General features: G+C 62.4%; 1 protein-coding gene. It reads left to right on the top strand.

The genetic code is table 11. The annotated features are described in order from the left end of the window. Positions 1 to 1,549 (top strand): class I adenylate-forming enzyme family protein (locus tag B8784_RS07875; protein WP_084397170.1); only part of this gene is annotated, 1,549 nt, incomplete at both ends.

Below are 1,549 nucleotides of genomic sequence, written 5' to 3'. Positions count from 1 at the left end.
CTGCAGGCTTTCCTTGCCCATTGCGAAGTCGGGGGTGAGGCGATCGCCATCCGTTATTTCGACCGGCTGATCAGTTATGGTGAGCTGGACGAGATGAGCTCACATTTCGCCGCTTGGCTCATCCGATCCGGCGCCGTGCAGGGGGACCGCATCTTCATCCTGCTCCAGAATGTCCCGCAATTTGCTATCGCCGCGCTTGGCGCGTGGAAGGCGGGTCTCATCCCTGTGCTTGGCAACCCGATGTACCGCCAGGATGAGTTGGGCAAGCTGATGGCCGATTGTGAGCCGAGCGTCATCCTGTGCCATCCTTCGCAGCGGCCCGCCTTCGAGGCTGTCGCGGGAGAGCGGACCATCCTGACCACGACAGCCGGTGCGATGCAGTCGCGCGGTGACCCCCGCTCCATCCCGGCAGATGAGCCGGACGAAACAGACGCTTTCATGGCGATTCTCGGCACGCAGGCCCATGAGGGGTCACTTTGCGAGCGCATCACCAGCGATCCGGCGCTGCTACTCTACACGTCCGGGACGACCGGCGTGCCCAAGGGCGCGATGCTCACCGCTTCGAACCTGTCCTATAATGCGGCTGTTGCCCGTCGCTGGTTTGCGGTGGATGGTGACGCCCGTCTCTTGTCGATTGCGCCGCTCTTCCACATCACAGGCTTTTCGCTGAACCTGTGCCTTGCTCTCTCGACCGGGGCGTCCCTCATTCTCACACACCGGTTTCGCCCGGATGTGGTGATGGATGCGATCCGCGAGTGGAAACCGACCTTCACAGTCGGCGCCTCGACGGCGTTCATCGCGCTGATGAACGAGCCGAGCGTGTCGCCTGCAGACTTTGACAGCTTTCACAGCATCTATTCCGGTGGGGCCCCGATCTCGCCGAGTCTGGCAACTCGCTTCGAGGAGGAGCTGGGCCATCGCCTGCATACAAGTTTCGGCATGACCGAGACGACCGCACAGACCCACCTTGCCCCCTTCGAGGCCGATATTCCGGTCGATCCCGAAACCGGTGCGCTTGCGATTGGCGTGCCGGTCTGTGGGGTGGATGCGCGCATTGTCGACAAGGATGGCAAGCCATGCGGGCTCAGAGAGCCTGGGGAACTCCTTGTGCGCGGCCCGCAGGTCATGACCGGCTACTGGCGCAAACCGGAAGAGACGGCCGAGACGCTCGCCGACGGGTGGATGCATACCGGCGACATTGGCCTGATGGACGAAGCTGGCTGGTTCTATCTGGTCGACCGCAAGAAAAACATGATCAGCGCGTCGGGCTTCAAGGTCTGGCCGCGTGAGGTCGAGGATGTGCTCTACCGCCACGAAGCCGTGCGCGAAGCCGCCATTGTCGGTGCGCCGGACGAGTATCGCGGCGAAACCGTCCATGCCTTTGTCTCCCTGCGGGCGGGCCAGGCCGTGACGGAGGCGGCGCTGATTGCTTTCGTGCGCGAAAGGCTCGCGGCTTACAAATGTCCGCGCAAGATTCATTTTGTCGATGAGCTGCCGAAAACCCCCAGCGGCAAGATCATGCATTATCAGCTGGCTGACCGGTTGAAAG

This window comes from Henriciella aquimarina (assembly GCF_002088975.1).
GTDB lineage: Bacteria > Pseudomonadota > Alphaproteobacteria > Caulobacterales > Hyphomonadaceae > Henriciella > Henriciella aquimarina.
Note: the sequence above shows the minus strand (reverse complement) of the source record. Positions and strands in the feature narration are given on the sequence as shown.